At 58.3% G+C, this 24,223-nt stretch carries 30 protein-coding genes; 23 read left to right on the forward strand and 7 right to left on the reverse strand.

Annotated elements, in window-relative coordinates; all coding sequences use genetic code 11:
* Position 1: 1 nt before the first annotated feature.
* On the reverse strand, positions 2-1,987 hold the full coding sequence (locus tag EAW52_RS00645; protein WP_122041049.1) for a methyl-accepting chemotaxis protein: 1,986 nt from the start codon (positions 1,985-1,987) through the stop codon (positions 2-4).
* A gap of 399 nt (positions 1,988-2,386) precedes the next feature.
* Between EAW52_RS00645 and EAW52_RS00650 the strand changes: the two genes are divergently transcribed.
* From EAW52_RS00650 to EAW52_RS26690, 11 genes are all read left to right on the forward strand, one after another.
* Positions 2,387-3,004, forward strand: a complete 618-nt coding sequence (locus tag EAW52_RS00650; protein WP_122041050.1) for a glutathione S-transferase — start codon at positions 2,387-2,389, stop codon at positions 3,002-3,004.
* A gap of 28 nt (positions 3,005-3,032) precedes the next feature.
* A complete protein-coding gene (locus EAW52_RS00655; protein ID WP_122041051.1) occupies positions 3,033-3,269 on the forward strand; it encodes a hypothetical protein in 237 nt (78 codons plus the stop codon).
* 18 nt (positions 3,270-3,287) lie between these two features.
* Positions 3,288-3,599, forward strand: a complete 312-nt coding sequence (locus EAW52_RS00660; protein WP_122041052.1) for a cupin — start codon at positions 3,288-3,290, stop codon at positions 3,597-3,599.
* Between the two features lie 10 nt (positions 3,600-3,609).
* Complete coding sequence (locus EAW52_RS00665) at positions 3,610-4,113, forward strand: GNAT family N-acetyltransferase (RefSeq protein ID WP_162997560.1); 504 nt, start codon at positions 3,610-3,612, stop codon at positions 4,111-4,113.
* A 78-nt stretch (positions 4,114-4,191) separates the two neighbouring features.
* Positions 4,192-4,749 carry a ribosomal protein S5-alanine N-acetyltransferase gene (rimJ, locus tag EAW52_RS00670; RefSeq protein WP_010796603.1) on the forward strand — a complete coding sequence of 186 codons (558 nt, stop codon included), beginning with the start codon at positions 4,192-4,194 and terminating at the stop codon, positions 4,747-4,749.
* Positions 4,750-4,774: 25 nt separating this feature from the next.
* Positions 4,775-5,344 (forward strand): GNAT family N-acetyltransferase, encoded by a 570-nt coding sequence (locus EAW52_RS00675; protein WP_122041054.1) that lies wholly within the window; start codon positions 4,775-4,777, stop codon positions 5,342-5,344.
* A gap of 8 nt (positions 5,345-5,352) precedes the next feature.
* Complete coding sequence (locus EAW52_RS00680) at positions 5,353-5,835, forward strand: AAA family ATPase (protein ID WP_122041055.1); 483 nt, start codon at positions 5,353-5,355, stop codon at positions 5,833-5,835.
* 144 nt (positions 5,836-5,979) lie between these two features.
* Complete coding sequence (locus tag EAW52_RS00685) at positions 5,980-6,348, forward strand: hypothetical protein (RefSeq protein ID WP_010796600.1); 369 nt, start codon at positions 5,980-5,982, stop codon at positions 6,346-6,348.
* An 86-nt stretch (positions 6,349-6,434) separates the two neighbouring features.
* Positions 6,435-6,701, forward strand: coding sequence for a hypothetical protein (locus EAW52_RS00690; protein WP_122041056.1), 267 nt, complete (start codon positions 6,435-6,437; stop codon positions 6,699-6,701).
* A 25-nt stretch (positions 6,702-6,726) separates the two neighbouring features.
* A complete protein-coding gene (locus tag EAW52_RS00695) occupies positions 6,727-7,353 on the forward strand; it encodes a LysE family translocator (protein ID WP_122041057.1) in 627 nt (208 codons plus the stop codon).
* Between the two features lie 219 nt (positions 7,354-7,572).
* On the forward strand, positions 7,573-7,926 hold the full coding sequence (locus EAW52_RS26690) for a GNAT family N-acetyltransferase (protein ID WP_372238895.1): 354 nt from the start codon (positions 7,573-7,575) through the stop codon (positions 7,924-7,926).
* Between the two features lie 6 nt (positions 7,927-7,932).
* Here the strand turns inward: EAW52_RS26690 and EAW52_RS00705 are convergent, their stop codons facing one another.
* A complete protein-coding gene (locus tag EAW52_RS00705) occupies positions 7,933-8,811 on the reverse strand; it encodes a YihY/virulence factor BrkB family protein (RefSeq protein WP_122041058.1) in 879 nt (292 codons plus the stop codon).
* 255 nt (positions 8,812-9,066) lie between these two features.
* Between EAW52_RS00705 and EAW52_RS00710 the strand changes: the two genes are divergently transcribed.
* The 6 genes from EAW52_RS00710 (at position 9,067) to ybaL (ending at position 14,851) form a co-directional block, all read left to right on the forward strand.
* Positions 9,067-9,798, forward strand: coding sequence for a glutathione S-transferase (locus tag EAW52_RS00710; RefSeq protein ID WP_122041059.1), 732 nt, complete (start codon positions 9,067-9,069; stop codon positions 9,796-9,798).
* 60 nt (positions 9,799-9,858) lie between these two features.
* Positions 9,859-10,032 (forward strand): hypothetical protein, encoded by a 174-nt coding sequence (locus EAW52_RS25815; protein ID WP_162997561.1) that lies wholly within the window; start codon positions 9,859-9,861, stop codon positions 10,030-10,032.
* Positions 9,995-11,020, forward strand: a complete 1,026-nt coding sequence (locus EAW52_RS00715; RefSeq protein ID WP_122041060.1) for an LLM class flavin-dependent oxidoreductase — start codon at positions 9,995-9,997, stop codon at positions 11,018-11,020. Before EAW52_RS25815 ends, EAW52_RS00715 begins: the two co-directional genes overlap by 38 nt.
* Positions 11,021-11,138: 118 nt before the next feature.
* Positions 11,139-11,666 carry a lactoylglutathione lyase gene (gene gloA, locus EAW52_RS00720; RefSeq protein ID WP_122041061.1) on the forward strand — a complete coding sequence of 176 codons (528 nt, stop codon included), beginning with the start codon at positions 11,139-11,141 and terminating at the stop codon, positions 11,664-11,666.
* Positions 11,667-11,778: 112 nt separating this feature from the next.
* On the forward strand, positions 11,779-12,840 hold the full coding sequence (locus tag EAW52_RS00725) for a PA0069 family radical SAM protein (protein WP_122041062.1): 1,062 nt from the start codon (positions 11,779-11,781) through the stop codon (positions 12,838-12,840).
* 304 nt (positions 12,841-13,144) lie between these two features.
* Entirely contained in the window at positions 13,145-14,851 is a 1,707-nt protein-coding gene (gene ybaL, locus EAW52_RS00730; protein ID WP_122041063.1) for a YbaL family putative K(+) efflux transporter, read from the forward strand.
* 36 nt (positions 14,852-14,887) lie between these two features.
* Here the strand turns inward: ybaL and EAW52_RS26320 are convergent, their stop codons facing one another.
* Together EAW52_RS26320 and EAW52_RS00740 are read right to left on the reverse strand one after the other, a co-directional pair.
* Entirely contained in the window at positions 14,888-15,358 is a 471-nt protein-coding gene (locus EAW52_RS26320) for a hypothetical protein (protein WP_256680699.1), read from the reverse strand.
* A 92-nt stretch (positions 15,359-15,450) separates the two neighbouring features.
* On the reverse strand, positions 15,451-16,095 hold the full coding sequence (locus tag EAW52_RS00740) for a hypothetical protein (protein ID WP_122041064.1): 645 nt from the start codon (positions 16,093-16,095) through the stop codon (positions 15,451-15,453).
* A 170-nt stretch (positions 16,096-16,265) separates the two neighbouring features.
* Here EAW52_RS00740 and EAW52_RS00745 point away from each other — a divergent pair, with 170 nt between their 5' ends.
* The 3 genes from EAW52_RS00745 to EAW52_RS00755 all read left to right on the forward strand — a co-directional run bounded on the left by EAW52_RS00745 (position 16,266) and on the right by EAW52_RS00755 (position 19,649).
* Complete coding sequence (locus EAW52_RS00745) at positions 16,266-16,664, forward strand: hypothetical protein (protein WP_122041065.1); 399 nt, start codon at positions 16,266-16,268, stop codon at positions 16,662-16,664.
* 487 nt (positions 16,665-17,151) lie between these two features.
* On the forward strand, positions 17,152-17,862 hold the full coding sequence (locus EAW52_RS00750; RefSeq protein WP_122041066.1) for a carbonic anhydrase: 711 nt from the start codon (positions 17,152-17,154) through the stop codon (positions 17,860-17,862).
* Positions 17,863-18,062: 200 nt separating this feature from the next.
* Complete coding sequence (locus tag EAW52_RS00755) at positions 18,063-19,649, forward strand: SulP family inorganic anion transporter (RefSeq protein WP_122041067.1); 1,587 nt, start codon at positions 18,063-18,065, stop codon at positions 19,647-19,649.
* Positions 19,650-19,798: 149 nt separating this feature from the next.
* On the opposite strand, the gene EAW52_RS00760 is transcribed toward EAW52_RS00755, so the two are convergent.
* The 3 genes from EAW52_RS00760 to EAW52_RS00770 form a co-directional block, all read right to left on the reverse strand.
* A complete protein-coding gene (locus tag EAW52_RS00760; RefSeq protein ID WP_010796585.1) occupies positions 19,799-20,071 on the reverse strand; it encodes an HU family DNA-binding protein in 273 nt (90 codons plus the stop codon).
* A 184-nt stretch (positions 20,072-20,255) separates the two neighbouring features.
* On the reverse strand, positions 20,256-21,410 hold the full coding sequence (locus tag EAW52_RS00765; RefSeq protein ID WP_122041068.1) for an NAD(P)/FAD-dependent oxidoreductase: 1,155 nt from the start codon (positions 21,408-21,410) through the stop codon (positions 20,256-20,258).
* A 148-nt stretch (positions 21,411-21,558) separates the two neighbouring features.
* Positions 21,559-21,726: a rubredoxin gene (locus EAW52_RS00770; protein ID WP_010796583.1), complete on the reverse strand. Its 168-nt coding sequence runs from the start codon at positions 21,724-21,726 to the stop codon at positions 21,559-21,561.
* Positions 21,727-22,063: 337 nt separating this feature from the next.
* Here EAW52_RS00770 and EAW52_RS00775 point away from each other — a divergent pair, with 337 nt between their 5' ends.
* The 3 genes from EAW52_RS00775 to EAW52_RS00785 all read left to right on the forward strand — a co-directional run bounded on the left by EAW52_RS00775 (position 22,064) and on the right by EAW52_RS00785 (position 24,176).
* The gene (locus EAW52_RS00775; RefSeq protein WP_122041069.1) at positions 22,064-22,438 is read left to right on the forward strand and encodes a MarR family transcriptional regulator; all 375 of its coding nucleotides are present in this window, start codon (positions 22,064-22,066) and stop codon (positions 22,436-22,438) included.
* A 51-nt stretch (positions 22,439-22,489) separates the two neighbouring features.
* Positions 22,490-23,650 (forward strand): MFS transporter, encoded by a 1,161-nt coding sequence (locus EAW52_RS00780; protein WP_122041070.1) that lies wholly within the window; start codon positions 22,490-22,492, stop codon positions 23,648-23,650.
* Between the two features lie 88 nt (positions 23,651-23,738).
* Entirely contained in the window at positions 23,739-24,176 is a 438-nt protein-coding gene (locus EAW52_RS00785; protein ID WP_122041071.1) for a VOC family protein, read from the forward strand.
* The last annotated feature ends 47 nt before the right edge of the window (positions 24,177-24,223 follow it).

Below are 24,223 nucleotides of genomic sequence, written 5' to 3' on the forward strand. Positions count from 1 at the left end.
CTCACACGCTGAAATGATGAAGTAGCCGACGCTGCACCTGAGCCATCTCGGACAGGTCCTGGCTGCTTTGTGCGGTACGCTCGGCACCCTCGGCGGCCAGCTGGGCCGCATCGTTGATGTACGTGACCATGCGGCTGGTTTCCTGCACGGTCGCGCTTTGCTCTTCAGTGGCCGCCGCGATCTGGATGTTCATGTCACGGATGCTGTTCACCGCGCTGCTCATGGAGCCCAGCAGCTCATCTGCGCCGGAGGCCAGGCGAACACAGTCGTTGGACTGGGTCTGGCTCTCATTCATGACCTTCACGACCGAGTGGATCTTGCCCTGCATCTGCTCGATCATCTTCTGAATCTCGCTGGTGGAGGTCTGTGTACGACTCGCCAGCGAGCGCACCTCGTCCGCCACCACGGCAAAACCCCGGCCCTGCTCACCGGCCCGCGCCGCCTCGATGGCCGCGTTGAGAGCCAGCAGGTTGGTCTGCTCGGCAATGGTGCGGATCGCGTCCACAATGCCATCGATCTGCTTTCCGTAGCCCTGAAGCTCGTCGGTTTCCAGCGAGGCCTTGTTGATCTGGTTGGCCTGCAGGCGAATGCTGCTGATGGTTTCGGCGACGCGCTCCTGTACCTTGCTGGTCAGCTCGTGGGTATCGTCCACTGCCTGACGGGTGTCGTTCGCCCGTCTGGCGACTTCATGCACGGTACTTTCCATCTCGGTCATGGCTGAAGCGGCAGAGTTGAGGCGGTCGCGCTGCTCATCCACGGCACGTGTGGTGCGCTCGCTGATCTCGGCATTGCTGTCCGCCGTCTGCGCCAGACTATCGGCCGAGCGGGTCAGCTCACGCAGCGTGTCCTGCAGGGAGGCGGTCAGCTCGTTCAGATAGCCGCCCAGCTCGCCAAACTCATCCTTGCGGGAAACATCGAAGCGCACGCGCATGTCACCGCTCGTGACCTGCTTGAGCACCTCGCGGAAGGTTGCCAGCGGACGCCGAATGCTATGGGATACCCAACCACCGATCAGGACGGCAGCCAGAACAGCCAGGACGCAAGCGACCAGCAACAGGCTGCGGCTGGTGGAAATGGTCGAATCGGCACCGGCCTTGGCACTGTTGGCCACGGCAACGGCCTGACTGCCAAACTCAGCGATCTTGCCCAGCACGGCTTGCAGATTGCCGTCTACAGCCTGACGCTGGGCTGCAACCTGCCCTGCCAGCGCTGCGTCCTGCTGGTAGATGTAGAAAAGGCTATCGTTAGCGGTCAGATCCCTTAACAGATGGTTCACCATCACCGTCACGATCCGGCCAGTACGAGCATCCTGTGCGACAAAAGCCTTGAGTCGATCACGAATGACTTCATCCTGAAGCGTCAAGCCGCGCTTGAGCTTGTCGATATCACTAACGGCGGCATGCCCGGCGAAATGGTCATAGGTCTTACCGACTTCCAGCAGCAGCGCTTCAGCAGCGGCTGCACTGTCAGTGGACCCATTAGCACGCTGCTTGGCCATATAGTCTCGCAGGACGTTGGCCAGCCGCGTGCCTTCCTGAGTCGCAAAGCCTTGTAGCGTACGGGCCTGAATGCTCAAGGCAACCTGCTGGCCGTGCAGCTTCATCAGCGCGGCAGCCTGCTCGGCATAGGCCGTGCTCAGCTCACGCTGCTGGGCCAGGTTTTCCTTGAGCTCAGGGCGATCACCAATGTAGCGCGCCGTGGTTCCCAGGAGCTCATTGAAACGTCCCAGGCTCTCATCGAAGGGCTTCTTGCCTTCGGCAATCTGTTGGCCGTCACGGCTGATAAGAACGGCCAGTACAGCCTGATTGGCGCGCAGGATATGCACGTTGAGCTCACTGGCCGCCTGACTGAGCGGCGCCGATTGCCCGGTAATGATGGAAAGCCGGTCACTGATGGAATGCGTGCTCTGGTAGCTGATGCCCACGATGGAGAGCAGCAGTACCAACAGCAGTACAAAACCACCAATCACACGTTGGAGGATGGTCATGATAGTAACCCGTACGTTTATCGTTATTCAGGGGTTAACAACACTGCGCGAGACGCCAGAATCGAAGGCATTCCGGCTTTTCACTTCCAGGCTATCGGCTTGGCACTCTGCGGACTGAAGCGGCTGAGGATCATTTTCAGCGCTTTTAGAGGGATTGGAGATCAATGGCAGCCGTTGGCCAGCAGGCAACCGCAGGCTAGAGCGGATACACTTCCGGTGGACCAGTAAGTTCTGGCGACGAACGGTCATGCCTGTTCTGATCGCCTGTCCTAGCGCACAGTGCGGTCTCCATGCGTCAGGGGCTTGTATCCGACATCCAAGGCACGAGCACAACGCGTGCAGTCCGCCTCGGCAGCCGTTATAAGGAAAGGGATTTGCCTCTACCTCACAGGAGCCACCATGCAACTGATCGGAATGTTCGACTCGCCCTACGTCCGTCGTGTAGCCGTCTCGCTGAACCTGCTGGACCAGCCCTTCGAGCACAATCCCCTTTCGGTCTTCAGCGCCTTCGAGGAGTTCCGGTCAATCAACCCGGTCGTGAAGGCACCGTCACTAGTGTGCGATGACGGCACGGTGCTGATGGACTCGACATTGATCCTGGATTACGTGGAGGCGCTGGCGGCCGAGTCGGGACGCACCCTCATGCCACGCGATCTGGACGAGCGTCAGCATGCGCTGCGCATCATCGGGCTCGCCCTGACCGCCTGTGAGAAAACCGTCCAGATCGTCTACGAGCGCAAGCTGCGCCCGGCTGACAAGGTGCATGAACCCTGGATTGACCGCGTAACCGGGCAGTTGCTGGCTGCCTACGGTACGCTGGAAGCCGAAGTGGCGAGCCGCCCGCTCAAGGCAAGCGCAGACGACATCAATCAGGCTGGCATCACCACGGCTGTAGCGTGGCGCTTTACCCAGCACATGACGCCCAACGCCGTTATTGCCGACAGCTTTCCACACCTGCGCGAGCTGTCGGCACAGGCGGAAACGCTCGACGCATTCAAGGCAACGGTCTTTGTCTAGGACCACTGATTATGGAGGCAGGCGAACCATGGATGGACTTCTGAGTGTCATTGGCAACTTCATTCTGGAGTTCGTTTTCGGCACCCTTTTCGTGGCCATTCTGTTCTGTATCGGCTGGCCCATCGTCAAGGTTCTGACCTTGGGTCGCTATCCTCATGGCCAGAAATGTCTGGACGAGACGATGCAAGCCAACTGCGTTCGAGCCACTGCTATCGCTGCGCTGGCCGTGTCACTCATGGCCGCGTTGGGCCAATTCCACCCCTGAGCCGCATACAAGGTCTACATGAACATCATCCGCAGCAAGCACTTTACCGCCAGCCGAGCCTGGGGAGCGCTCGACATTGCCAACATGGGCGGAATCACTACCCGTCTGCACTGGACGGATCAGCCCTACAAATGGCATGTCAACGATGGCGAGGAGGTCTTTGCTGTTCTCGACGGCGTTGTCGACATGCATTACCGCGAAGCCGGAGAGGAGAAATTCGTACGCCTGGAAACAGGAGATGTGTTCTTTGCCGGAATCGGCTGCGAGCATGTCGCACACCCTCAAGGCGAGGCGCGCATTCTGGTGGTGGAGCGCGAGGGCAGCGTCTGAAAAGACTCGTATGCTGATACGCCAGACGGAGCTTGCCGACCTTGATGGCTTTTACAGTCTCTTCGCCTGCGTCTGCGCGGAGGGGCTGTACACTCACCGGCAGCTGCCGCCTGCCCGGGAGCGTATTCTGAAAAGCCTGATGCAGGCTCTGGCGCATGGCTGGCCCAATCAGGTCATCGAGCATGAGGGCCAGATTATCGGCTCGGGAGAAGTCTTTCCGGCCAGTATTTGTGGTCAGAAGGACCGGGATGATTCAGTGGGTTTTCTGGGCATGCAGATTCACAAAGCCTTTCGTAACCAGGGGTTTGGCACACGCCTGTTGGGTACACTTATCGAAAGCAGCCGGGCATTCGGCTTTATCGCGCTTGAGCTGGATGTCTACACATCCAATCGGCGGGCGATTCATGTATACGCAGCGCACGGGTTCAAGTGGCAACATGACCTGCCCGGTCGCGTCATGCCTGATAGACGGGAAGATCAGCTACAGCGTATGCGCCTTGAGCTTGCCCGGTGAGGTTTATCTGCCAAAACGCTACAAAACCGGGTGATGTTCCGGTTATAACGCTCAGGCGCTTATAAGAGATAAAAGTCCATGAGCATCCTGACGTTAGAGGCAGAGCGGGTCCGACTGATCATCCCCACCGAGCGTGATGTCGTGCGGCGACGGCGGTTCGAGCTTGAAAACCGCGAGCATCTGCGCATCTGGGAGCCCTTGCGGGAGGAGACCTTCTATACACCCGAGACGGTTCGCCAGCGGATTCGCCTGAACCTGCAGGATTTCATGGCCGGTGCCTCCTGCTGTTTCAGCATTGTCGACAAGCGCACCGAGGCGATCATCGGCTGCTGCAACTTTTCCAATATCATCCGGGGCTCGTTTCTGGCCTGCCACCTGGGTTATTCCATCGCTGAAAGCCATCAGGGCAAGGGGTTCATGTTCGAAGCGGCCAGGACCGGCATCGATTATATGTTCACCCAGCGCAGACTGCATCGCATCATGGCCAACTACATTCCCCATAACGAGCGCAGCGCGCGGCTGCTCAAGCGTCTGGGTTTCGAGCGTGAGGGGTACGCACGGGCCTATCTCAAGATCAATGGCGTCTGGGAGGATCACGTCCTCAACGCCTTGATCAACCCGGCCAGCAGCGTCTAAACCATTACATACCCCAAGGACTGCGATGACTCCTCCCTTGCTGCGCACCATTCCTGAACAGTTTGAAACCGAACGTCTGTTGCTACGGGTTCCCCGTGCCGGTGATGGTGCTATGGTCTACGCGGCTGTGGTGGAGTCGCTTGCCTCGCTGCGCCGCTTTCCGGCCTCGCTGCCGTGGGTGATGACAGAGCCATCAGTCGATACGTCCGAAGCCTACTGCCGCCTTGCGGCATCGAGCTTTATCGTACGCAAGGATCTGCCGTTTCTGTTGATCGACAAAACCACCGATATGCTGGTGGGCTGCGCCAGCTTTCACCATATCGACTGGAACGTACCCAGCATGGAGATCGGTTATTGGTGCCGTGACAGCCAGTGCCGACAGGGCTACATCACCGAAGCGGTCAGCGCCATGACGCACCTGGCACTCACTGACCTCAAGGCCGAGCGCATCCAGATCCTGACGGATGAAGAAAACACAGCCTCCTGTCGAGTCTGCGAACGAGCCGGCTTTACCCTTGAAGGAACGCTTCGTCATGAGCGCAAGGCACCGGACGGCACGCTACGCAACACCCGCGTATATGCCCGGATCGCCTGAGCTGTGCCATGGAGCTGATCGTGTTTATCGGCATACAGGCCGCAGGCAAATCAACATTTTACCAACGCTGCTTTTTCGACACGCATGTCCGTATCAACCGGGACATGCTGCGCACCCGCCACCGTGAGCGGCTCCTGTTGACGGCCTGCCTGGAAGGCAAACAGAAGGTGGTTATCGATAACACCAATCCTACTGCTGCCGAGCGGGCACGCTACATCGAGCCCGCTCGAGCGGCCGGCTTTACTGTGATCGGCTATTTTTTCGAGCCGGACCCGCGCGGCTGCGAGGCGCGAAATCGGGCACGGGCTCGCCAGGTGCCGCCAGCGGGACTCTTCGGAACCCTTAAACGGCTGGAGCGCCCACGCTTCGAGGAAGGCTTCGCTGAGATCCATCGCGTTGTGTTACAGCCGGATGGCCGCTTTCTGATTTCACGGTATCAGCCACCAGACAGGGCTGATCTAGCGCCAACATCCTCTGTGCCGGACGCTTGAGCACTCTGGCCCAGCCTGTCTGTTTTGAAACGGCATAGACACTTTTCTACCCGGCGAACGATCCGCGGCTACGCTGTTCCTTATCTATTCAAGAAACGTATTAGCCAGCCCTACTGTAGAACGGGCTGATGAGAGGAGCAGCGGATGGTCGAGATCGAAATCGAAGGCAATAACGTCGTCTTCACCGTCAAAGGCATTCACAAGCTGTGGGCACTCAAGAGCCAGCTGACGATCCCCCAATCGCATATCCTGGCGGCTCGCCAGGACGATACGGTCCTGCAGGGCTGGAAAGGCTGGAAGGCGCCGGGCACCAAGATTCCGAATATTCTGACGGCCGGGACCTTCTACCTTGAGGGCGAGCAGGTATTTTGGGATGTCAGCCATGCGGAACGGGCGATCATCATTGACCTGGAAGATGAGCAGTACAAACGTCTGATCATCGAAGTCGAGCATCCTGAAGGGGCCATCGAGCTATTGTCTAGCCTGATCGAAGCCAACAAGGGCAACGTCTGAATAGGCGCGATTCAGGTACTGCCGCACGCTGGATCAACCAGAACACTGCCATACTCTGGAGGTGCTTTCATGGATAAGGAGTTGCAATGGCCCGCAAGGACGACGGACACTCACTCGAAACCCGCATTATCAGCCTCCTGGCCGCCCTGCCATTTGCCCTGGTAACAGCGGCGCTGCTATGGCTTGCGCTCAATCAGGGGCTGGCTTTCACGGGCGGATTTCTCGGGACAGGATACTTCTGGGGCTGCCTGGGATTATTTTTGCTGGCAGCATTCATCTGGCCCACCCTGTTTCCCGGTTGGCTGGGTATGATCTGGCGTGGCTTTATCCGCCTGTATCACTATTGGGTCTGAACAAGAAAATATCCAAGGACTGATCATGTTTCCAATCGATATCTGGCTCGCCTATACCGCAGCCTGCGCGTTGTTGATCCTGTCTCCCGGCCCGGACAATCTGCTTGCCATTGGCCGTGGCCTGAGCCAGGGTAGCCGGGCCGCCATCGTTTCCGGACTGTCCTCAGGCGTTGGCATCCTGTTTCACGTCACAGCCGCCACCTTCGGCCTGACGCTACTGATGAAAACATCAGCCGTGGCATTTTGGGTCGTCAAACTAGTGGGCGCCGCCTACCTGCTGTGGCTGGGGATCAAGGTATTGCGTTCGCGCAACCTGATCACCTTCACCCCAGCAGATCACCAGCCGCTGAAAACCATCTTCCTTACCGGTCTGCTGTCGGCTGTGCTCAACCCCAAGCCGGGCCTGTTTGTCCTGGCCTTTCTACCCCAGTTCGTAAGCCCTGCCCGCGGCTCCGTGACGATCCAGATGCTGGTCTACGGCGCCTGGTTTGCCTTGCTGACCTTTATCGGCTTTTCCATCATGGGCTCCTGTGCCTCGCGGCTGGCCCGCTGGCTGAAGCATCGCCCACGCGTCGTAGGGGGCCTCAATTGGGGCGCGGGTATTGCCTTCATCACGTCCGGCCTGACCGTGGCGGCCTTGCAACAAAGGTAGCCATATGCACCCGCCTCTGGAGCCTGCCCTTTACGAAGCGGCCCGCCTGCGGCTTCGCCCATGGCGTGACGAAGACCGTCTCCCTTATGCCGCGCTGAACGCTGATCCAGAAGTACGTGAATACTCTCGGGTGTACTGGATTTTGCCGGCAGCGAGGCCGAGCGTGAGCGTATCCAGGACAAAATCGAACAGCAGGGCTGGGGCTTCTGGGCAGTCGAACTGAAAGAGACAGGCGCATTCATCGGCTTTACCGGCCTGAATGCTCCAGAAAGTCTGCCCTGCTCGCCGTGCGTGGAAATTGGCTGGCGATTGGCCAGGGCCTACTGGGGAAAGGGATATGCCTCAGAGGCCGCGCGTGAAGCCTTGCGCATCGGGTTCAAGCAACTGGCGTTAGACGAGATCGTCGCCTTTACAGCCTTGAGCAATCACCGCTCTCGAGCCGTGATGGAGCGGCTCGGAATGCGAAATACCCAGGAAGACTTCGATCATCCCCGTGTCCCTGCTGGCCACCCCTTGCGCCGGCACTGCCTGTACCGGCTCACCCATACGGACTGGCAACGCCGCCTGACCTAAAGCGGTTTACTCGTCCAGCTTCTTGTCGCCCTTTTCTTTGCCCTCGTTGGAGTGGTGCTCGATCACCGCGTTGATTTCCGCGCCAAACAGCAGCACTGCTGATGAGATGTACAGGTATAAGAGCATGACGATAATCGTGCCGATCCCGCCATACATGGCGTTGTAGTTGCCAAAGTTCTGGACGTAAAAGGCAAAGCCCAAGGAGGCGGCAATCCAAACCACTACAGCGAGCACCGAGCCGGGTGTAATGAACCGAAAGTCCTGCTCCACATCGGGCGCTGCGTAATAAATGATCGCCACGGCCAGCATCAGGAGGATCACAGCAACGGGCCATCGGATCCAAGTCCAGACCGTGATAAAGACCTGTTCAAGGCCAATGTAGCTGGTCAGCCAATTCAGGAACTGCGGGCCAGTAACCATCAGGGCGGCAGCGCTGATGAGCATCAGCGCCAGCCCGATAGTATAAAACACCGACAGTGGTAACCGCTTCCAGACGGGTCGTCCTTCCTCTACATCATAGGCCATGTTCAGGGCCGTCATCAGCGAGCGTACTGCCGCCGAAGCCGACCACAGCGCCACGATGATCCCTACCGACAGCAAGCCGCCCTGCTGATTTTGCTGAAGCTGATCGATCACTGGATTGACCTGCTCCAGTGCCTGCGCCGGCAGGACATAGTTGGCCTGCTCGCGTAGCCAGTTGAAGAAGTCGGGCAGATGCAGAAAGCCCACCAGCGAGATCAGGAACAGAATGAAAGGAAACATCGAAAAGAACATCTGATAGGCCAATGCCGAAGCATAAGTCGCCATATCGTCTTCATTGAATTCCTTGACCGCCCGCTTGAGTACGTCCAGCGGGCCCAACCCACGAAGACTGAATCCCAACATCCCCATCTCCTCTCATACTTTATCTACAGGCAACCGGACTTGGCTGTTTGTAAAGGTGAAGGCATAGCCTTGTAGGGGGTAGACCGGACTGAGCGGCAGATGTCACCGCAGAAGAATCAAACGACTGTTCGCGCCTTTCCGCCATAAGCCGAGCAATCCGATACTGTGACGGCTGTTCGTTCGTGAAAACAGGCAAACAACTCCTGGAGGGATCGTCTGTCCCACAGGGAGACCCTCATTGAAAGGAGACGAGCAATGCGTTACGAACTGCATTACTGGCCCACCATTCAGGGACGAGGCGAGTTCATCCGCCTCGCGCTGGAAGAAGCCGGCGCTGACTACGTGGATGTGGGCAATGGCTCCGAAGAGGATGGCCTGGGCATGCCTGCCATGGAATCCTATCTGAACGGTGAGGCAACGCCCTTCCCCCCCTTCGCCCTGCCGTTTCTCAAGGCGGGCGATCTGATCGTCTCCCATGTTGCCAATATCCTGCAGTTCCTGGGACCCCGCCTCGGGCTGGCTCCGGAAGATGAAGCCTCACGCCTGTGGGCCCATGGTCTGCAGCTGACTATTGCTGACCTTGTAACCGAAGCCCACGACATTCATCATCCCATAGGCTCTTCGCTGTATTACGAAGACCAGAAGGCGGAAGCCAAGCGCCGTGCAGAAGGGTTCATCAAGGAACGTATCCCCAAGTTTCTCGACTATTTCGAGCACGTTCTAGAGGACAATCCCAAGGGAGATCGTTATCTGGTCGGAGACTCGCTCTCCTATGTCGACCTGTCGCTCTTTCAAGTCGTGAGCGGGCTGCGTTATGCCCTGCCCAAGGCCATGCAGCGGATCGAGGCGGATATGCCCAAGGTCGTCGATCTGGTCTCCCGGATAGCCCAGCGTCCCAATATCAAGGCCTATCTGGCCTCCGATCGACGCCTGCCCTTCAGCGAAAATGGCATCTTTCGCCATTATCCTGAACTCGACGAGGTGTGATCCAACTGAAGGCTCGACAGATCCGGGCCTTCAGTCCAACCGTTTCCATCGGGTCTGAACATGCCAGACGTGTGCGATCTTTTTGGCATCAACCACCTGCATGCCTTGATTCTCCCGCCTGAGCAGCGCATCGTACGCGACTCTCGGATTCTGTCTGAAAGCGCCTGTTGCGCTGCCGATCATCAAGGAGAGGCCCATGCGGACATTAGCCAAGACCCGCCTGTCGATACTTGACCTTGCCCCTGTCACGGCTGGCCAGTCGGTAGGCGAGGCCCTGCGCAACACCCTTACCCTGGCCGAGCAGGCCGATCGCTGGGGTTATCACCGTTACTGGTTGTCCGAACACCACAACATGGACGGTGTAGCCGCCTCGGCCACCGCCGTGCTGATTGGGCAGGTGGCGGCTGCCACCCACCGTATCCGTGTGGGGGCAGGCGGTATCATGCTGCCGAACCATACCCCTCAATACGTGGCCGAGCAGTTCGGTACGCTGGAAATCCTGTACCCAGGCCGCATCGATTTGGGCATAGGTCGCTCTCCCGGTGGGGATTACGCCACCATGGAAGCGCTACGGGTAAACATGATCACGGCGAGCCGGGAGTTTCCTGAACGCGTCCGTGAACTGCTTGCGCTATTCGACGAGGGCACGGAATCAGCCTTGAATACGCAGCCCTTCACCCGCGCCCCAGGCGAAGGGCTGAGCGTTCCGATCTGGATGCTGGGCTCCAGCCTGATCAGTGCTCGCTTGGCCGCTGAGCTTGGGCTGCCCTATGCGTTTGCCGCGCATTTTTCACCGGCCCGCCTGCATGAGGCGATAGCGGCCTATCGCGAGTATTTCAAACCTTCTCTGCACCAGCCGCGACCGCGGGTCATCGTGGCTGTTCCCGTCATGGCGGCGGATACCCGGTCAAGAGCCAAGCGTTTGATGCACTCCCTGTATCAAAAGGCGCTGGATGTCGGGCGCGGCCGCTCCAGCCGGCTGAAGCCTCCGCCCGAAACGATGGAGTGGACGCCTCAAGAGCGGCTGGCCGTGGAAGACCAGTATGCAGCGGCCATCATTGGAGGCCCTGATGAGGTGCGGGCAGGTTTGCAGAAATTGCTGGAAAGCACCCAAGCCGATGAACTCCTGATTCATACCGAGACCTATGACTTTAAGGAGCGTCTGCGGTCCTATGAGATCGTCTGGCAGGCAAAGCAGCAGGCTCTGCTGGAATTGTCCTGATCCTCAACGGCCTTCGTGGCCATTTGCCACAGCCAGGGTCTACTCAGCCTAAACGAGGCGCGAAAGTGATAAGCTGGCTATCTAAGTAACGTCTGGATTGATCGTCTGGAGAAATACGATGACCTTGAATGAACTGAACAACCTGCCGGGCGTCACGGCCCAGCCTGACGCGGCCACCGCCGAATACGTCTACAACCACACCATGGTCCGGGTAAAGGATATCGAGAAGTCCCTGGACTTCTATACCCGTGTCCTGGGCTTCACCATGCTGGAAAAGAAAGACTTTCCGGCTGCCAAATTCAGCCTGTACTTCCTGGCACTGATTGCCGACAAGTCCCAGATCCCGACGGATCCGGAAGAGCGTCACCGCTGGCGCAAGTCCATTCCAGGCATTCTGGAGCTGACCCACAACCACGGCACCGAAGATGATGCGGACTTCAGCTACCACAGTGGTAACAGCGATCCGCGCGGCTTTGGCCACCTGTGCGTTGCCGTACCGGATATCCACGCCGCCTGCGCGCGCTTCGAAGAGCTGGGCGTTACCTTCCAGAAGCGCCTGACCGACGGCAGCATGAAAGACATCGCGTTTATCAAGGACCCCGATGGCTACTGGGTAGAAATCATCCAGTTCACGCCGGTCGCGTAAGACCTCCAGGACGGCGTCCCGCGCCGTCCTGCCTTTTCTGCCGTACCCTCTGGCTTAATACCTGCTCAAGATATACTGTATATTCAAACAGCATATCTTTCGAGACAAGGTTATGACCCATCAAAAGCCTCCACGCGGTCGGGGGACCGGTAGTAATCCGCACAACCGCTATGCCCCTACCCGCTCGGAAGCCTATGACGATGGCTGGTTCCAGGATCTTCCTTCCACCCAGGCAACCGAGATTAGGCTGGAAACGGCCAAGACGGTTATCTCGCACAATACCTCACCGGACATTCCCTTCGAACAGTCTCTTAATCCCTACCGCGGCTGCGAACATGGCTGCATCTACTGCTATGCCCGTCCAACCCATGCCTATTGGGATCTATCGCCCGGCCTCGACTTCGAGACCCGGCTGATTGCCAAGACCAATCTGGCCGAAACTCTGGAGAGGGAGCTGTCCAAACCGGGTTATGTCTGCAAGCCCATCGCCATCGGGGGTAATACCGATCCCTATCAGCCTATCGAACGCGAGCAGCGCCTGACGCGCCAGGCGCTTGAGGTACTACTCCGGTATCGGCATCCGGCTACGATCATCACCAAGGGTACGCTTATCCTGCGTGACCTCGACCTGCTGGGCGAGCTGGCGGCCCGTGGCCTGATCAAGGTCGGGATCAGCCTGACCACACTGGACGATGAGCTGAAACGTACCTTGGAGCCCAGGGCAGCGGCCTCGTCCGCGCGGCTCAAGGTTATTCGCACCCTGCGTGAGGCCGAGGTTCCGGTTGGCGTCATGTGCGCCCCGATTATTCCAATGATCAACGACCGCGAACTGGAGCATCTGCTTGAAGCGGCCCATGACGCCGGTGCCCGCTCGGCAGGGTATGTTCTGCTGCGCCTGCCGCGGGAAGTGGCTCCCTTGTTCGAGGAATGGCTTGAAGCTCACTATCCGCAGCGTGCGGCCCACGTCATGAGCCTGATTCGCCAAAGCCGAGGTGGTGAGGTCTACGACAGTCGCTTTACCACGCGCATGCATGGCGAAGGGGTATTTGCCGATCTGCTTGAGCAGCGATTTCGTATCGCCCTGCGCCGCCTGGGCCTGAATCGTCGCGAAGCACGCATCTCGCTGGACTGCACCCAGTTCAGCCCTCCCGGTCAGCAGATGCCACTGTTCTGACCTTTGCTGGTAAAGCATGCGTAATATCGGGAAATATCTGAGATAACCCTGAAAACGCTTTATTCAGATACGCTGAAAAGAGAACGGCAACTTTCAGCCTTTACCGCTTGTCCTTACTACACCCTGCCTGGCCTTATAAGGTTTGGCGCCAGCATTTTTGTAGCTATAACTCCAATACGGTGCGTACTTTATCGCTGCGTGCATGATGCCTTGAATATCTGAGCGCCATGGTGAGGCCAGTCCATAGGCTGGGTCTCCAAGCCTTGCGGGTTCTTTTTGCCCCAGCCCCACATGGAGCCACCGCATGCATGAAATGCCCCTGATTACTACCTTGGCCGCCGGCTTGGTTCTGGCCTTTTTTCTGGGCCTCCTCGCCAACCGCCTGCGCCTGCCTCCTCTGGCGGGCTATCTTCTGGCCGGCGTATTGGCCGGCCCCTTTACGCCAGGCTTTGTAGCCGACAGTGATATTGCCCATGAGCTGTCCGAGATCGGCGTGATCCTGCTGATGTTTGGCGTAGGCCTGCATTTTTCCATCAAGGACCTGATGTCGGTCCGCAAAATCGCGATTCCTGGTGCCATTGGGCAAATTGCCGTAGCCACGCTTATGGGGATGGGCCTTGCGCACCTCCTGGGCTGGGGTTTGGGTACAGGGCTGGTCTTTGGCCTGTCACTCTCGGTCGCCAGTACCGTGGTGCTGCTCAGGGCCATGGAGGAGCGACAAATGATGGAAAGTCGCCGCGGTCGCATCGCCGTCGGCTGGCTGATTGTGGAAGACCTGATGATGGTGCTGGCACTGGTTCTGCTGCCAGCACTCTCCGGCATGCTGGGCGGCAAGGCCGCCGAAAGCGACACTAGCCTGAGCATGCAACTTCTGCTGACGCTGGTGAAAGTGAGCGCCTTCGTAGCGCTGATGCTGATCGTGGGCCGGAGAGTCGTCCCGTGGCTACTCAAGCGTGTTGCCCGCACCGGATCACGGGAGTTGTTTACCCTCGCCGTACTCGCACTGGCCATGGGGATTGCCTTTGGCTCATCGGTCCTGTTCGGCGTGTCCTTTGCACTGGGTGCCTTTTTTGCCGGCATGGTCCTGAACGAGTCGGAACTCAGTCACGAGGCAGCCGACAATTCCCTGCCGCTGCGTGAAGCCTTTGCCGTGCTGTTCTTCTTTTCCGTCGGCATGCTGTTCAACCCGGAGGTGCTGCTCTCGCACCCGCTGCACCTGTTGGCCACGGTACTGATCATCATCGTTGGCAAGTCCCTGGCTGCGCTGATCATCGTACTGCTGGCCCGGCGCCCACTTAGCGTAGCCCTGACCATTTCAGCAAGTCTTGCTCAGATTGGTGAGTTTTCATTCATCCTGGCAAGCCTGGGCGTCAGCCTGGAGCTGCTGCCTGAGGAAGGCCGTGACCTGATTCTGGGCGGTGCGATCATTTCCATCATTCTGAACCCTGCCCTGTTCAGCATTATCGACCGTCTCCAGCCATGGCTCGAGCGACGCGAAGGGCAGGCGCTTCCCAATGCCAAGGCGCCCCACGCGCCCGAAGTAGTAGAGCCGCCACCCATTACCGAAACCGATCATGTGGTTCTGGTCGGCCATGGCCGGGTTGGCAGGCTGGTCAGTGCTCGCCTGCGCCGTGAACACATGCCGTTCGTAGTGATCGAGAATGATCGCGATCATATCGAGGAGCTGCGGGCAGATCAGATCAGTGCCGTGCTGGGTAATGCTGCGCAGCCGAACGTGCTTCAAAAGGCTCATATTGAGCAGGCGCATACGCTGCTGATCGCCATCCCGAACGGGATTGAGGCCTGCGAGGTCTCGAGGCGTGCGCGAGAGCTGAATGCGTCCCTCAATATCGTTTCCCGCGCCCATTACGACGAGTTGGTGCAGCACCTGCAAGAAAGTGGCGCTAACGTTGTTATCATGGGCGAGCGCGAGATTGCCCGAGGCATGTTTACCGAGCTGGGCCTGCCCACCCAGGAGCGTGGAGAAGATCTGCATCCGCATCCCGGCTAATGGGCGACAGCGGGAGCCCACCGGCTCCCGCCCTGTCTACTTGAGTGACTTGTATTCGCCCTTGGCAGCCTCACGGTAGTCATAGGTCGGATAGAACTCTGTATGAAAGGAGCCCCAGGCGCCCTTTTCCACCGCCATGTTCACGTCCGGCAGTTTGTCCGGCGGTACGCGCAGGGTCACGATCTGACCAATTCCCATCACCACATACCAGGACACCACCTCCGTGCCCAGGGGCGGAAAATTGTCAAAAAATCCCTGACGCCTGAGCTCCTGCTTGGTTTCGGTCAGCGGCTTGGACTGGTCGTGCCGCAGGATAATGGTCAGCAGCAAGCCTGAAGCCGTGCTCCCCGACGCGCCTGTATCGGCTGGCGAGGCTGGTGACGATGCAGGCATCGGTTGAGAGGTCTTTTCAGGGCTGGACGGTGGCTGTGACGGCTCGGCCGCCAAGGTCAGTGTGGCTAGCAGGCAAGCCGGAAGGGCAAGGGCGATACGTCGGGCAAATCTCACTGCGGGTTCTCCTTGAAGGGCACATCAAGCCCTCTGCACAGCGTAGTTCAGCCTTGAGCATCCTTCCTGTCGGCAAGCCAGGTTGTATTCTGTTACAGCTGCCTGGCCAGCAGCCACTGGTAGATTCGCATGTCCCGATAAGCCAAGCGAGCAGCGCCTACATGGTCCTGCCCCTGATCCAGATACAGGCGATCTTCCTCCTGGGCGGTCTCGGCCGAGGTCAGGCCCAGGCGGCTGATGAAGGCGGGCGTTGCCCGGCGCGTCACCTCGCCGACACTGATCCAGACCGGTCGTTGAGGATCGGATTGAGGCACGCGCGTCAGGTCTACCGGCCATAACGCCGCCCAGAAGTCAGGCTGGGAGAGCGCCAGATCGAATACGCCGTTTCCACCAAAGCTGAAGCCAGTGAGATAAGTCCGCCTGCGATCACCGTAATAGGACTTTTGCACGTCCACCACAATACTGCCGACCTCATCAATAAAGCGATGCCAGCGATCACCCTTGGATGGCATCTGTGGCGCCACCACAATAAAGGTCTCCCTTACCTGTTCCGGATTGCCCGGGTTGAGCGGGCCATGCACGGTCAATGCCTTATGGATCAGCATGGGTGCGCCCTCATCGTAGCCATGCAGAAAACAGAGTACCGGCCAACCTTCCGTGGGTGGCAGGCCCTCAGGCACGGAAAGCAGATATGGCAAGGCAGCCGACTCGATCAGCTGGATATCAGGCAACGGCATAGGGCCTCCAGAAAAACCAGGCGTATAAACGGTTGGACCTTGCGTTCCACCTGACACTCACCCCTGCCCATGCCGCCGGTCTAATGGTGGACTGCCGATCGCTGGAACGAGCCGAAGGCCTCTTTCTGTGGTCAGGAGTTATAGTCACTACCTGAATTACAGGAGGAACCATGCAAAAGCTGAAGGTTGATTGGGATACCACCCGTGACGTATTACGAGCAGGCACCCGCGAGGACAGCGTCTCGGTACGCACCATTGCGGTAGACGTTGCCCGCCGTCAGGACACATCTGCCGATGACCCTCAAGTCATCGAAGCCATTCTCAAAGCAGCGGATGAACTGGTCCGCAACGGCTTTATCGACGCGCCTTATCCGTTCGAGAAGGATTCGGAAATCAGGGGTATCAAGCCGCTGGGGCAGGAGCTGTTCGAGTGGATGGAGGATGAGCACAAGTGGAATCGGCTGCGCCCTGCATTGGAAGAGGCCCTGCAGAGTGGTCTGGGCGCCGATCATCAGTACCTAAGTGCTAACGCGCTGGACGCGGCCATGCGTGGAATCGGTATCCGCTGATCGGATTTCGCTGGGCAGGTTGATGATCTACCTGCCCGGTATCTTGGTACTGCCGTACTGCTTTACCTGATAATCCATTACACCTTTATCTCACCTCAAGCCGTGCAATGTGGCGCAATAGACATTTGCTCACTTCAGCATTGAATAAAAATGTTTTATCTGTGAACTATTCCAGATTTAACCCCTGCCTTAAAAAATCCAATAGCTCCAAAAACCTCTTTTAAGCAATTAGCCACCACATGATGGCTATTTGATCGCAATAAAATTTGGAAATATCTTCAAACTGTTCCTTTGACTACTTTTTCTTCAGGGTGAATTAAGCTTCGCGCTCTAGGCTTGCTTCAAGCCTGGGGCATATGCCCAACGCTACGTGGTCCGGAGGGTTTCGGGATTAAGCTGTAACCAGACGTTGGTGGGCAACGTCTGCTTCAAGCAGTACCCGATCGGACAATGGTTAGTTGTTTCGTCCACGTAAAGAGGTTGGACCATGAACGAGAAAAACATGAACGTCCCTTGTGCGGATGACGCCTTGCAACAAATTGTCGATGGCTTCAAGCGCTTCCGAAAGGAAGTGTTCCCAGAACAGGAGGAGTTATTTAAAAAGCTGGCCAATGCACAATCGCCACGCGCCATGTTCATTACGTGTGCCGACTCGCGCATCGTGCCTGAGCTGATCACCCAGAGCTCCCCAGGCGATCTGTTCGTTACCCGTAACGTTGGCAACGTCGTTCCGCCCTATGGGCAAATGAATGGCGGTGTTTCGACGGCGATCGAATACGCCGTATCGGCACTGGGTGTCCAGCACATCATTGTCTGCGGTCACTCTGACTGCGGCGCCATGAAAGCGGTGTTGAACCCGGCATCGCTGGAAAAAATGCCTACTGTGAGAGCCTGGCTACGCCATGCTGAAATTGCCAGAACGGTTGTTGCCGACCACCAGATGTGTGAACACACTCATGATGGAGAGCTGAACTTCCTCACCGAGGAAAACGTTGTGGCGCAGTTGACTCACCTGCAAACGCATCCATCCGTGGCTTCGCGTCTGGCAAGTGGACAATTGTTCATTCACGGCTGGGTCTACTCGATCGAAACCAGTGAAATCAAGGCATACGACGCTATCGAAGGCCGCTTCCGTCCCCTGGATGGAGAAGGTCCGATGCCAGTCGCCACGCCACGTCCCCGTTTGAACTCAAACTGATCCAAGCCTTCGGCGCGCCTTGCGCGCCGAAGTCGCCAGCACCTCAATAAAAACAACATAGCTGGTCATTTTCAGACGAGGCCCATGGCTGCCTGCAGTTATGGGCGCTGTCCGTCTTCGTGTGGGTAAACGACTTTGCCAGAGCCGGTTAGGGAGGGTTCTGGCACAGGTTGCTATGCGTTTTTACGGAGGATAGGACCATGCTCGGAAACACTTCTGCAGCATCATTCAAGCAGACCTTTCCACGCGATGCCTTGGCCTCGCTGGTAGTCTTTCTCGTTGCCCTGCCCTTGTGCATGGGCATCGCCATCGCCTCCGGAATGCCGCCAGCCAAGGGCTTGGTGACCGGCATCATTGGTGGCCTCATCGTCGGCTTTCTGGCCGGCTCCCCCTTGCAGGTCAGCGGCCCGGCCGCAGGGCTTGCCGTACTGGTATTCGAGCTGGTCAACCAACATAGCATGAAGGCCCTCGGGCCGGTGCTGATCCTGGCCGGGATCATTCAGGTCGCAGCGGGCTTTGCCCGGCTGGGCGCCTGGTTCCGCGTCACCTCGCCTGCCGTGGTGTATGGCATGTTGGCCGGTATCGGTATTCTGATTGTCTTGTCCCAAGTCCATGTGATGCTCGATGCCTCACCGCAAGCGTCGGGCCTTTCCAACCTGGTCGGTTTTCCGAAGGCCGCCGTACAGGCAGCCGGTGAATGGGGCGGACACGAGGGCAGCGGTGCCTATGCGGCCATGCTGGGTATCGCCACCATCGCCATCATGTGGCTTTGGGAGAAGAAACGGCCACATTCGCTACGCTTTTTGCCAGGCGCGCTGATCGCCGTAACGGCAGCTACGATGGCCAGCCTCTGGATGAATCTGGACGTCAACCGGGTCAACGTGCCGGATAACCTCGGCGACGCCATTGACTGGATCACCTTTGCCGACCTGGGCATGCTGACCAACCCGACACTGTTCATGGCAGCGGTTGCCATGGCGTTTATTGCCAGTGCCGAAACGCTGCTGTCCGCCGCAGCGGTTGACCGGATGCACCAGGGGCCCCGCTCCCAGTTCGATCGTGAGCTGTCAGCCCAGGGCGTCGGTAACCTGCTGTGCGGTATCGTCGGCGCGCTACCTATGACCGGGGTGATTGTACGTAGCTCAGCCAATGTTCAGGCTGGCGCTAAAACACGTGCATCGGCCATTATGCATGGCGCATGGCTGCTGGCGTTCGTCGCCGCGCTCCCCTTCGTGCTCAAGCAGATCCCGATTGCCAGCTTGGCAGGCGTCCTGGTCTATACCGGCGTAAAACTGGCCAGTCCTTCGGCGCTGCAAGGCCTGAAGCAGTATGGACGTACGCCTATCCTGATCTATGCCGTGACGGCGCTGACCATTGTCTTTACCGACCTGCTCACGGGTGTCGTTCTAGGCTTCGCCTTGTCGGTAGCCACCCTGGCGTTCAAGGCCTCACGCCTTAAAGTGGCTCTGGTCTATGACAAGGAAGACGAGACCCAGGCAGAACTGCGCATGAGCGGCTCGGCCACCTTCCTGAAGGTGCCCAAGATCACTCAGGTGCTGGAAGGCGTTAAGCCGGGTACGACCCTGCATGTACCACTGGATCGCGTGAGCTATATCGATCATGCCTGCATGGAGCTGCTGGCAGACTGGGAACGGACCAATGAGTCCAATGGCGTCAAGCTGATCATTGAGCCTCGCGCGCTCAAGCGTCGTCTGGAAGGTCGCTACCATAAAGCGGCTTCGCTGGGCGGATCACCCTCGACAGGCGCCGTGCAGACGGCCGCCTAGCCTGTATGTCCGGCGGGTACAGAGGTGCCCGCCGGATAGTTGAAAGCAAATGCCTTGTAACAGTCAGAACCGGATAAAACTGTCTGGAAGGCGGAAGAAGGCCAGACAGGCATACCTGACACACCGTCATCGGGCAAATGCAGGAGAGATCAGCTGATGCTGTCGCGCAAGGCCTTGCCGGGCTTGAAGGCCACGGTATTGCTGGCGCGAATCTTGACCGGTTCACCGGTTTGCGGGTTCTTGCCTGTACGGGCTCCGCGATGGCGGGGAAGGAAAGTACCGAAGCCTACCAACGTGACGTTATCCTTGCGGTGCAATGCATTGGCAATTTCATCAAGCACGGCATTGAGAACGGTATTGGCCTGTTCCTTGGAAAGACCGACTTTTTCAGCGATGGCGCTGGCGAGTTCCGGTTTGCGCATAAAGATGCCTCTTGTAGGTGTTTATTGTTGTTGTATCCGTACTCTCCACCCCTTGTCTGGAGCGGAGCAGCCGCGTTTAAGCAGGCACTCTGAGCATGGCACGGCCCAAACCCGCGCGCCAGTCGCATTCAGCGCTTTTTCCATACGACTGACGCGTCTTGAATGTAACGTTGTATTTCAGTCATTACGCCAGAACGGGTGGTAATTGCTTGTTTAACGCCAATTTTTCGCTGACGGCTGCTCCGCTCAAGGCATAACCCAGCAATTTACCTTCATTATCAACGCACAATGCCTTGATATCCGCTCCACTTCCTTCAACCCGCCATTCACCCTTGGCCCCTTTGTTGACCAATGCGACAACCAGCGGGCAGGCTGGCGTTTTTACCGTTACCGGCATCGGACCATAGGTAACTGCCGTGGGCTTTGCGGCCAGCGTCTGGGCCAGAGCACGGGCACAGGCCATCAACGGCATCACATACATCAGGCTTTGCCCTTCCACTTCGGCGCAGTCTCCCAAGGCATAGATGTTTTCATGGGAGGTACGCAGCTCGCGATTGACCACAATGCCGCGCTCGACCTCAAGGCCTGCCGCCTGCGCCAGATCAACCCGTGGTTTGAGACCTACAGCCGACACCACTACGTCGCACGGTAGAGTCGCACCATCGGAAAGGTGCGCCAGATACCCATCCCCTTCGCGCTTCAGCCGTGTCACCGTCTGCCCCAGGTGAAATCGCGCGCCAATGCTTTCCAACCCGCTCTGAACGGCTGCTGCCACCTCGGCAGGAACAAGATTGGGCATGACCTGCTCACACGGTGCGACCACATCCACGTCATAGCCGCCGCTTCGCAGGTCATTGGCAAACTCACAGCCAATCAATCCGGCCCCCAGAATCAGCACGCGCTGCTTGCCTTCAACTGCCTGACGAAAACGGGCGTAGTCCTGCAGGTCGTTGATTGGGAAGAAAGCGTCCTCGCACCCTCCTGCAACGGGCACCTGAATAGGTTCAGCGCCCCAGGCCAGGACAAGGTTTTCGTAGCGAACCTCTTCCTCACCCAGCCAGATTCGCTTGTGGCCAGGGTCGATAGCCGTGACTCGGGTATTGGTAAAGATTCGGGCATTGAACTGCTCCGCCATTGCCCCCGGCTCCGCCATGACCAGCTCATCAGGTTGCTTGTTCTTGGCATAGCCGTTGGACAGCATGGGCTTGGAATAGGAACGCCCGTCATCGGCCGTAATCATGAGTAGAGGCGTCTGGCTATCGAGCTTGCGCCATTCCTTGGCCAGGTTGTAGCCCGCCAACCCTGTGCCGATGATGACCAGGGGTAAAATTTCGCTCATAACGTTCTCTCTGCGTCGGTTCAGGCGTGGCGTCACCGGGCGCCCCGCTCAGATAGGTTCACGCATTATTGAATGTGTCACCGGGCCTGTCATCAACGCAGACCCGGGACGAAGACAGCAACCGGTCGGCCGCTTGGGAAGGAGCGGATCAGGCAATCTCGATCATTTCAAAATCGGATTTGCCGACGCCGCAATCCGGACACATCCAGTCTTCCGGAACATCCTCCCAACGGGTCCCAGGCGCAATACCATCATCCGGCCAGCCTGCCGCTTCGTCATAAATGTAACCGCAGACAATACATTGCCACTTACGCATCGTTATCGTGTCCTTAAAAACTCATCAGGGCTGGTGATCCGGTGAGGCTCTGGGCATCACACATGTCACCGGTTCTTCTCAGCCTATCGGAAACGTATTTTCTCCTCTAGTTCATCTGTCCTGCGTGTCACGCATGACCACTAGCGCACAACAGGCGCGCGCCTGTATACAAACGCTACCGGCGGATATCGTCCAGCCATTACACTGCGCGTGCTCGTCAGCTGCCGCGAGCCGCTTAACCTGTGTTGCCCTGTAAACGGTGGGTGCCAAGCGTTAGCCACCGAGACAAGAAAGCCAACAAACAGGCCCTGCCTGTCTGCACTTACCGGTAACGAACATGACCCGTCGCTTCAGTCAAACCAAACGCCGCGCTGTTGCACACGCCATTCTGGCCATGGACAACAGCTGGATTGCTCATTTCGGCGATTTGGGGCTAAGCGATCTCAGCTACTGTGACCTGTTCATCAACATGTGGCAGCGGCAGGATCAATCCCTGCGTAAAACCGATCTCTATGCGTTCATGCCCAGCATCAGCCGGCGCACCGCCGTCAAATATGTTCAGCATCTGATCGACCGGGGCTATCTGACTGAAACCAATGGCGATGTTGACCGCCGGGTACGCTGGGTCAGCCTGACGCCGGATATCGTCGACCGGCTGGGGCGTTTCTGCGATGCCGCCTGCGAGCATTTCGGCAAGCTGAACAAGGCGTAACTCTCGCCGGCACGTGCTGTCCTATTACCCTCTGCACCACAAGGAGCGCTCATGCGCTGGGGGACCTATTTTGCCGTGCTGGGCGCCATCATCAGTGTGGGTCTGGCATTGGGCATCACCATGCCGCTGGTATCATTGAGGCTGGAAAACTGGGGCTACGGCCCGTTCGCCATTGGGTTCATGGCGGCCACGCCGGCCAGCGGCATCATCGTGGGGGCCGGTATAACCGGACGCCTGGCCGCTCGTATCGGTACGCCGCGGCTGATGCAGCTCTGCCTTCTGGCGGGTGCGCTGTCCGTACTGCTGCTGTCCCTCCTGCCCTATTACAGCGTCTGGGTACTGCTCCGGTTACTGCTGGGTGTTATTCTGACCATGATCTTCGTGCTCGGTGAAAGCTGGATCAACCAGATCATCGTTGAACAGTGGCGCGGCAAACTGGTGGCGTTGTATGGCAGCGCCTATGCCCTGAGCCAGCTGACCGGCCCCCTGGTTCTGACCCTGATTGGCACTGAAGGCAACGGCGGTTTCTGGATCAGTACCGCCCTGCTCATCCTGGGCTCCCTTGCGCTTGTAGGCCGCAGAGGTGCGCCCAAAGCCAGCGATCATGGCTCCATTGGCCGCGGCCTTTTGCGCTTTTGCCGGCAACTCCCCGCCATCGCCTGGGCTGTTGTGCTATTTGCCGCCTTCGAGGCCATGATGCTGACACTGCTGCCGGTGTACGCATTGAACCAGGGCTTCGACCAGCGTACCGCCCTGCTCATGGCCAGCACGGTTGTGACCGGTGACGCCCTGCTACAACTGCCGCTGGGCGCACTGGCTGATCGCGTTTCGCGCACCGGCCTGTTCAAGGCATGTGGTGTCACACTGCTGCTGACCAGCCTCGCCATGCCGCTCCTGCTGCACACCACAGACATCTGGCCGTTACTGGTGATCTTTGGTGCCAGCGCCGGTGGTATTTTCACCCTCGCCCTGATCCTGATTGGCGAACGTTACCGGGACGCCGAGCTGGTCCAGGCCAATGCCCGTATCGCCCAGCTCTGGGGCTTCGGCTGCCTGCTCGGCCCCTTAACCACTGGAGCCGCCAGCCAATGGCTGACCGGCCACGCCATGCCTTTGCTGCTGGCTGCGGGGGCGCTGGTCATGATCATTATCGTGCAGATTCGCGGCGCTTTACCGGTGCCCGAAGCTGAGTCCTTCGAAGGTTCAAAATGAGACAGGCTTTACTCAATCTTTACTTACCTGTTCTCAGCCTAGCAGGCTCAACGAGATACCCTTAGGCGACTAGCCATGGATATTTTTGATGTTTTCAAGCGAGCCTATTACCATCTTACGCCGTTCCGATCACCTCAGACTTGTTGTTCCGTCACTAGCCGAGTCGCTGAATTTTTGGGCGGTTGCCCTTGGCTTTACGCTCATCCGCCAGAGCAAGTCCCCCTGTGATGAAGCGCTTGCGGGCACTCAGGCGACCGCTGTTGCCGAGCTTGAAGTTCATGACTACCGTGTGCTGCTGATCGAGCAGCCTGTTCCTGCGCATCAGCTACCGGAGCCTGAAATCCCTGCGGTCATTCCCCTCCTGTTTCAGGTCCATGACCTTGAGGCGCGACTGGTGCACATTCGCAAGGCGGGGTATGAGGTGCCAGCGCCCCGGATTATCACTCAGGGCCCCCGGGAAGGCTGGCAAGTCGTGACGATCCACGGGCCCGACCGGGTTGTGCTTGAGCTGATGCAGCCCAGCTAATCCGGATCGTACCCATAAAAAAGCCCGCCGGTTCAGGGCGGGCTTTT

It is taken from the genome of Pseudomonas sp. LTJR-52, assembly GCF_003691465.1.
Lineage (GTDB): Bacteria > Pseudomonadota > Gammaproteobacteria > Pseudomonadales > Pseudomonadaceae > Chryseomonas > Chryseomonas luteola.